The sequence below is a fragment of the Paraburkholderia ginsengiterrae genome, assembly GCF_001645125.1.
Taxonomy (GTDB): domain Bacteria; phylum Pseudomonadota; class Gammaproteobacteria; order Burkholderiales; family Burkholderiaceae; genus Paraburkholderia; species Paraburkholderia ginsengiterrae.
In genome coordinates this window covers 75,472-82,681 of sequence record NZ_LXKA01000276.1, presented here as the reverse complement: position 1 = coordinate 82,681, position 7,210 = coordinate 75,472, and the positions used below count along the sequence as shown (strand labels likewise).

The 7,210-nt window shown below is 64.7% G+C and carries 6 protein-coding genes; 1 reads left to right on the top strand and 5 read right to left on the bottom strand.

Features of this window, described 5'->3' with window-relative positions; all coding sequences use genetic code 11:
• Positions 1 to 64: 64 nt before the first annotated feature.
• Positions 65 to 610, top strand: a complete 546-nt coding sequence (locus A6V37_RS20475) for an FKBP-type peptidyl-prolyl cis-trans isomerase (protein ID WP_064286278.1) — start codon at positions 65 to 67, stop codon at positions 608 to 610.
• Here the strand turns inward: A6V37_RS20475 and A6V37_RS20470 are convergent.
• The 5 genes from A6V37_RS20470 to A6V37_RS20455 form a co-directional block, all read right to left on the bottom strand.
• A complete protein-coding gene (locus A6V37_RS20470; RefSeq protein ID WP_064266094.1) occupies positions 590 to 1,948 on the bottom strand; it encodes a hypothetical protein in 1,359 nt (452 codons plus the stop codon). The two genes, A6V37_RS20475 and A6V37_RS20470, sit on opposite strands and share 21 nt — an antisense overlap.
• Positions 1,935 to 4,619, bottom strand: coding sequence for a DNA mismatch repair protein MutS (gene mutS / locus A6V37_RS20465; protein WP_064286277.1), 2,685 nt, complete (start codon positions 4,617 to 4,619; stop codon positions 1,935 to 1,937). The genes A6V37_RS20470 and mutS overlap by 14 nt, the downstream gene beginning before the upstream one ends.
• A 159-nt stretch (positions 4,620 to 4,778) precedes the next feature.
• Positions 4,779 to 6,077 (bottom strand): lysophospholipid transporter LplT, encoded by a 1,299-nt coding sequence (gene lplT, locus A6V37_RS20460; RefSeq protein ID WP_064266060.1) that lies wholly within the window; start codon positions 6,075 to 6,077, stop codon positions 4,779 to 4,781.
• Positions 6,078 to 6,158: 81 nt separating this feature from the next.
• Complete coding sequence (locus A6V37_RS40865; protein WP_157447894.1) at positions 6,159 to 6,320, bottom strand: hypothetical protein; 162 nt, start codon at positions 6,318 to 6,320, stop codon at positions 6,159 to 6,161.
• 23 nt (positions 6,321 to 6,343) lie between these two features.
• Positions 6,344 to 7,147 carry an inositol monophosphatase family protein gene (locus tag A6V37_RS20455; RefSeq protein WP_064266059.1) on the bottom strand — a complete coding sequence of 268 codons (804 nt, stop codon included), beginning with the start codon at positions 7,145 to 7,147 and terminating at the stop codon, positions 6,344 to 6,346.
• Positions 7,148 to 7,210: the final 63 nt, after the last annotated feature.

The window sequence follows — 7,210 nt, the reverse complement described above, 5'->3', positions numbered from 1 at the left end:
TCGGCCAGGTGGTCAGTGGGCCTCTTGGGCATCGTATAATGTGAGTTGTATTCTGGAGAATCGAATGAAAATCGCAAAGAACACCGTCGTGTCGGTCGCTTACAAGCTGTCGGATGCGCAGGGCAATCTGATTGAAGAGAGCGACGAGCCGATGGTCTATCTGCACGGCGGCTATGATGGCACGTTCCCCAAGATCGAGGAAGAGCTCGACGGCCATGAGGCCGGCTTCGAGACCCAGATCCAGCTCGAACCGCAAGACGCGTTCGGCGAGTACGACCCGGACCTCGTGAAGATCGAGCCGCGCAATCGCTTCCCGGAACCGCTCGAAGTCGGCATGCAATTCGAAGGCACACCCGAAGAAGGCGACGAGGATCTCGACTCGCTCGTCTACGTGGTGACCGACGTGGCGGAAGACAAGGTTGTGCTCGACGGCAACCATCCGCTCGCCGGCATGGAGCTGCGTTTCGCCCTGACCGTGAAAGACGTGCGCCCGGCGACCGAAGACGAAATCCAGCACGAACACGCGCATGGCGCCGACGGCCTCGAAATCCTCGATGAAGACGACGAAGACGAGGACGAAGAAGGCAAATCAGGGCCCACGCTGCACTGAGCTTGCGGGCATGCCGGGCACGCTTGAAGAAGCGCCCGGCGTGCGCGGCTGCACAGCCGAGGCGGGCGGAACCGAGGTCGCGGGTCCGTAGTCGCCACCGCCCTGGTCGGCCGGCAGGCGCGGCTGCTGCTCCTGTGGCGATTCTCCAGGTGTCTGCAGCAGCGGCGGCAATTCCGACGCGGGTCCGAGTGCCGGCACAGCCGGCATCGACGCGGCCGGTGCTTCGCGTGGCGGCACGGGCTGCGCCATCGGCATCGGCATTTGAACTGGTACCTCGCGCACACTGACGCGCAATGGCGGCTTCCTGCCGAAATCAGCGTCAATCTGAATCCACTGGTTGAGACGGTCATGCGGCGCGAGCGCGATACGTGTGAGATTCGTCACCAGCACACCCTTGTCATTGCGTAGCGGCTGATCGATCACGAAGCCGCCGCGTGCACGTTCATCGTCGCAGTGAATCACGACTACCGGTCCACGGAAACTCTGCGCGAGTTTCACGAGGCTGCGTTTGAACTCCAGAAAGCCGTCGCGGCGCGTGATGCGTGCAAAACGCAGCCACGCGAAACGATCGGGCCGTTCGTAACGTTCGGGGTCCGGGTCGCCTTGAATGAACACGACGATCGCGCGCGCGTCGTGACGTTTCGCATATTCGCCGGCGTGTTCAAGCCAGAACGCATTGGCAATCACACGATCTTCGAATTCACCATTGCGGCCGCCCGCGGTCAGATAGTGATTGTTCGGACCCGGTGCATTCAGGCCGATAAATACGGTGTCGCCCGCCAGCCAGCGCACGTTCTCGCGATAAGGATGAAAGCGCGAGACTTCGCTTTCGCGTGTCAATCCAAGGGGAGTCTGTCCCATCGACGTGGGGTCGGCGAACAGGGTCTGACGCAACAGGTCGAGCCGTTCGACCGGATCGAAGCCGCCGGCCTCGGCCGTGCCGCAATCCGCCCAATCATGCTGGCCGGGAATGAAGAAGAGGGCCGGCCGCGACGTCTCGAGCAAGGCTTGACGGCGCTCGTAAAGCGCATCGCGGCAAGCCTCTTTCGCGCCCTTCAGATTGCCGTCGTAGACGATGAACGCCTGGTTGCGCTCCCGGCTGATCGCATCGATCAGCCGTTGCGTCGGCGCTTCGTCGGCTGGGCTCTGCAGCGTGTTGGCGATGACCGCGAAACTGTAGCGCGGCGTCTCTGCGCGTGCGGCCGGTGCGTATGCCAGCATGCCCGCCAGCAGTGCGCCGGGCGACGCGACGCCGCCAGACAGCATGAAGGCGAGAGTCAGCGCCGCGCGAAGTTTGCGCGGGCGCGTCGGAGCTTGTGGCGTGTCAATGATCCGCATCCGGCGCGGCGGCCAGTTCGTGCAGTTCATACAGCAGATCGAGTGCCTCGCGTGGCCGCAGATCGTTCGGATCGATGCCACGCAGACGCTCGACGAGCGCCAGCATGGCGGGCGATGCCGCAGCTTCGGCTTTGCTATCGCGCTCGTCATCCGCGTCTTCGAGCAAGGCCGGCAACGGGGCGGCGAACAGATCGAGTTGCGGCGCGGGTTGCGCGGCCGACTGCTGTTCGAGGTGCGCAAGATGCTTGCGCGCCGCGCGAATCACCGCGTTCGGCACGCCCGCGAGCTGCGCGACCTGCAGGCCGTAGCTCTGATTCGCCGGACCTTCGCTGACCGCGTGCAGGAACACGATGCCGTGCCCATGCTCGACCGCGGACAGGTGCACGTTGGCCGCGTGCGGAAACTCGGCCGGCAGCTGCGTCAACTCGAAGTAGTGCGTGGCAAACAGCGTATGACAGCCGTTGTGCGCCAGCAGATGCCGCGCGATTGCCCACGCCAGCGCGAGCCCGTCGAACGTCGAGGTGCCGCGGCCGATTTCGTCCATCAGCACGAGGCTTTGCGGCGTGGCATCGTTCAGGATCGCGGCGGCTTCGGTCATTTCCACCATGAAGGTCGAGCGGCCTCCGGCGAGATCGTCCGCTGCGCCGATACGCGTGAAGATACGGTCGATCGGTCCGAACGCAGCGCGCCGCGCCGGCACGTAACTGCCGACATAGGCCAGCAGCGCGATCAGCGCGGTCTGCCGCATGAAGGTCGATTTACCGCCCATATTCGGGCCGGTGATCAGCAGCAGTTTGCGCTCGGGCGTGAGCGTGCAGTCGTTGGCGATGAACTGCTCGACCTGCGCCTCGACCACCGGGTGGCGCCCCTGTTCGATTTCGATGCCCGCGTCCGGCGAGAACGTGGGCGCGACCCAGTCGAGCGCGCGGGCGCGTTCGCCGAAGGCCGCCAGCAGATCGAGTTCGGCTAGCGCCGAAGCCACCCGCTGGCAATCCGGGATGAAGGGCAGCAGCGCCTGCAGCAACGCATCGTAGAGCGAGCGTTCACGCGCGAGAGCCCGTTCCTGCGCAGACAGTGCTTTGTCTTCGAAGGTTTTCAGCTCCGGCGTGATGTAGCGCTCGGCGTTCTTGAGCGTCTGACGGCGGCGATAATCGTCGGGCACCTTGTCGGTCTGGCCGCGCGTGACTTCGATATAGAAGCCATGCACCTTGTTGTATTCGACGCGCAGATTGCCGATGCCGGTGCGCGCGCGTTCACGCGTTTCGAGATCGATCAGGAATTGTCCGCAGTTCTCCGAAATATCTCGCAACTCGTCCAGTTCCGCGTCGTAGCCGCGTGCGATCACGCCACCGTCGCGCACCATGGCCGAGGGCTCCCGCGCGACCGCGCGCTTGAGCAGTTCGACGCAGGCTTGCGGCGGTTCCAGCGACGCGTCGATGCGCGCAAGCGAATCCGCGTTAGGCGCCACGTCGGCGAGTTGCGCGCGCAACTCGGGCAGGGCGATGAACGTATCGCGCAGGCTCGACAGATCGCGAGGCCGTGCTGACAAAAGCGCGAGACGCCCGGTAATCCGCTCGACGTCCGAGATTTGCCGCAGCGCGCCGCGCAACGCGTCGACGCCCGCGCCTTGCGGTGCGTCGAGCAGTGCGCCGATTGCCTGCTGACGCGCCTGCGCCACCGCCGCTTCGCGTGGCGGGTGGTGCAGCCAGTGGCGCAGCAGACGGCTGCCCATGGTGGTGCAGCAGGTGTCAAGCAGCGAGCACAGCGTGGGCGATTCGGTGCCGCGAAGCGTTTCCGTGAGTTCGAGGTTGCGGCGCGTGGCGGGGTCGAGGCCGATATATTCAGATTCGTTTTCGACCTTCAGGCTGCGCACGTGACGCAACTGCTGGCCCTGTGTGGCCGCGGCATACAGCAGCAATGCGCCGGCCGCGCCGCACGCGGCGGTGAGCGAATGCGCGCCGAAGCCGTCGAGGCTCGCTACTTCCAACTGGTCGCACAGGCGCTGCGTGCCCGACGCGATATCGAAGTGCCAGACCGGCACGCGGGTGAGGGCACCCGCATTGACGGGCGGCGTCCAGCTCGCCGAATCGGCGGGCGCGTCGGCCACCAGAATCTCTGCGGGACGAATGCGCTCCAGCGCGGCCGCCACCTGGTCGGGTGCGACTTCCGCGAGGCGCAACGCGCCGCTCGCCAGATTCAGCCACGCGAGACCGACGCCGATGGCGACGCCGCGGCGGTTGTGCGCGACGCACATGGCCAGCAAATAGACGTCGCTTTTGTCGGAGAGGAGCGCGGCGTCCGTGAGCGTGCCCGGCGTGACCACGCGCACCACTTTGCGTTCGACCGGGCCTTTAGACGTGGCCGGGTCGCCGATCTGTTCGCAAATCGCGACAGACTCGCCCAGTTTCACCAGCTTGGCCAGATACTGCTCGACCGCGTGATGCGGCACGCCGGCCATCTTGATCGGATTGCCCGCCGACGCGCCACGCTGCGTGAGTGTCAGATCGAGCAGACGCGCGGCTTTTTCCGCGTCTTCGAAAAAGAGCTCGTAGAAGTCGCCCATCCGGTAGAACACCAGCGTGCCGGGATGATCGGCCTTGATGCGCAGGTACTGCTGCATCATTGGTGTATGTTGTGCGACGTCGCTGGCCGCTGCGGTTTGAATGCCCATCCTCGGTATCTTTTTGCGTTAGCTGTTCAGGGCGTGAGTTTAACCTGCCAGCGCGGCGAGCGGACCCTGGCCGGATGGGCATTCAGCAACGCGCACGCCAAATCGCGGCACCCGTGCCCGGAGCCGCCGCGCGGTGCCCGCGTCGCGACCGCTGCGGCGTCACTCTTCCACCATCGCCCGCATGTCCACCGTGCGCGCGTTCATCGCGCTGCGCCGTTTAGCGAGCCACATCATGAAAGTAATGAACGTGCCGAACACGACGATGATCCACTGCGCCGGCATCTTCGCAATCAGCAGCAGCGCGTAGGCACCGAGCATCAGCAGCACGGCCAGGTTCTGGTTGAAATTCTGCACCGCGATCGAATGGCCGGCTGAGAGCAGCGTCGCGCCGCGATGCTGAAGAATCGCGTTCATCGGCACGATAAAAAAGCCTGCCAGCGTGCCAAGCAGGATCATCAGCGGATAGGCGAGCAGAATGTAAAACGGCAGCACATACGAGCCGAGGCGCAGGCCTGAGCCCGCTGGGAACAGATCCTTGTTATAGAACGCCATGGCGATCGCCACCGCGCCGCTCAGAATGCCGACCGGCAGCACGCGCAGCGATTGGCGCAACGGAATCAGCGCGGCCGCGCCCGCCGCGCCGACCGCGATGCCCAGACCCGTGACGCCTTGCATGACCGCCGCCTTCGAGAGCGACAGCCCAAGGTTCACGTTGGCCCATTTGAGCACGAGCAATTGCAGCGTCACCGCGCCGCCCCACATCAGGGTCGTCACCCACAGCGCGATCTGCGCGAGCTTGTCGGCCCACAGCACGTTGAAGCAGTGATAGAAATCGCCGACCAGTTTGGTCGGTTCGCGCAGGCGGTTCTCATAACGCGCGCCGGTGTCGGGAATGAAGACGTTGATCGCGGCGGCGATCGCGTAGGTGAGCATCGTCGCAAACATGGCGAGATCGGCGGACGAGCGGATCAGCGGCACGTGCGCGTGCGCGACCCATCGGTCGGCGAAGGTGCTGATCAGCGCGCCGCCCACCATCGTGCCCACGATGGTCGACAGCACCGTGGCCGATTCGAGCCACGCGTTCGCCTTGACGAGTTTTTCCGCGGGCAGCAGTTCGGTGAGGATGCCGTACTTGGCGGGCGAATAGGCGGCCGCGCCGAAGCCGACCACGCCATATGCAATCATGGGATGAACGCCCGCGATCATCATCAGGCAGCCGCTCGCCTTCAGCGCGTTCGAGATGAACATGACGTGGCGCTTTTGCATGGCGTCGGCGAACGCGCCGACGAACGGCGCGAGCAGCACGTAGGAGATCGTGAAGAACATCTGCAACATCGGCGTGACCCACGCGGCCGAGCGGATCACGGAGAGCAGCGCGATGGCGGCGATCAGCAGGGAGTTGTCCGCCAGCGACGAAATGAACTGCGCCGCGATGATTGTGTAGAAGCCTTTTTTCATGAAGCGGGTGGAATTCTGCGCGCAACGCGGCCGCAAAGCGGGGCGCAGCGAAAAAAGCGCGAAACGCTGCCGGCGATCGAATCACAGCGCAATAACGGCGAAATAACAGCGGAATGGCAACCGAATAGCGATCCAGTGCGCCGGCGCGGCCTCCCGCTTTGTAGCACGAACGCCCGCCGCATGCAGGCGCGCCAACAAAAAAGCGGCCGAAGCCGCTTTTTTTGCTGAACTGGATGCCGGCATGCCGCCGGCTCAACCACGCGTACTTACGCCGCTTGCTGGCGCGTGCGGCTGTAGCGCGACAGGATCGGAATCATCTGCGCGTACACCTTCGGGTTGCCCGCGACGATTTCGCCGACGTGCAGGAAATCCGAGTCGCCCGTGTAGTTGCCGACCAGACCGCCGGCTTCGGTGATCAGCAGGCTGCCCGCGGCGACGTCCCACGCGTTCAGGCCCTGCTCGAAGAAGCCGTCCATGCGGCCGGCGGCGACGTTCGCCAGATCGAGCGCGGCGGCGCCCGGGCGGCGCAGGCCGGCGCAGGCTTCGGTCATTTCAGCGAACTGGCGGCCATACGCTTCGATGCCGTCCTTCTCGCGGAACGGGAAGCCGGTGCCGATCAGGCCGTCAGCCAGACGGTCGCGCTTGGCCACGCGGATGCGGCGGTCGTTGAGGTACGCGCCACGGCCGCGCGATGCGGTGTACAGGTCGTTGCGGGTCGGATCGTAGACGACGGCCTGCGTCACAATGCCCTTGTGCGCCAGCGCGATCGACACGCAGTAGTACGGGAAGCCGTGAATGAAATTGGTGGTGCCGTCGAGCGGATCGATGATCCACTGGTACTCGGATTCGTTATCCGACTTGCCGGATTCTTCGGCGAGGATCGCGTGATCGGGGTAGGCGGTCTTCAGCGTGTCGATGATCGCCGCTTCAGACGCTTTGTCGACCTCCGTGACGAAATCGTTGTGCTGTTTCTTGCTGACCTGGATGAGATCGAGGTCGAGCGACGCGCGGTTGATGATCTGGGCTGCACGGCGCGCGGCCTTGACAGCGATATTGAGCATGGGATGCATGAGACTGGATCCTTGTGCCGGGGCAGCACGGCTGCTGGCCGGTAATTGAGCGCTAACCTGCGC

Coding starts and splice junctions, on each gene's coding strand:
- lplT (WP_064266060.1), bottom strand. CDS start 6,077: ATGAAAAAAGGCTTCTACACAATCATCGCGGCGCAGTTCATTTCGTCG.
- A6V37_RS40865 (WP_157447894.1), bottom strand. CDS start 6,320: ATGCCGGCATCCAGTTCAGCAAAAAAAGCGGCTTCGGCCGCTTTTTTG.
- mutS (WP_064286277.1), bottom strand. CDS start 4,619: ATGGGCATTCAAACCGCAGCGGCCAGCGACGTCGCACAACATACACCA.
- A6V37_RS20470 (WP_064266094.1), bottom strand. CDS start 1,948: ATGCGGATCATTGACACGCCACAAGCTCCGACGCGCCCGCGCAAACTT.
- A6V37_RS20475 (WP_064286278.1), top strand. CDS start 65: ATGAAAATCGCAAAGAACACCGTCGTGTCGGTCGCTTACAAGCTGTCG.
- A6V37_RS20455 (WP_064266059.1), bottom strand. CDS start 7,147: ATGCATCCCATGCTCAATATCGCTGTCAAGGCCGCGCGCCGTGCAGCC.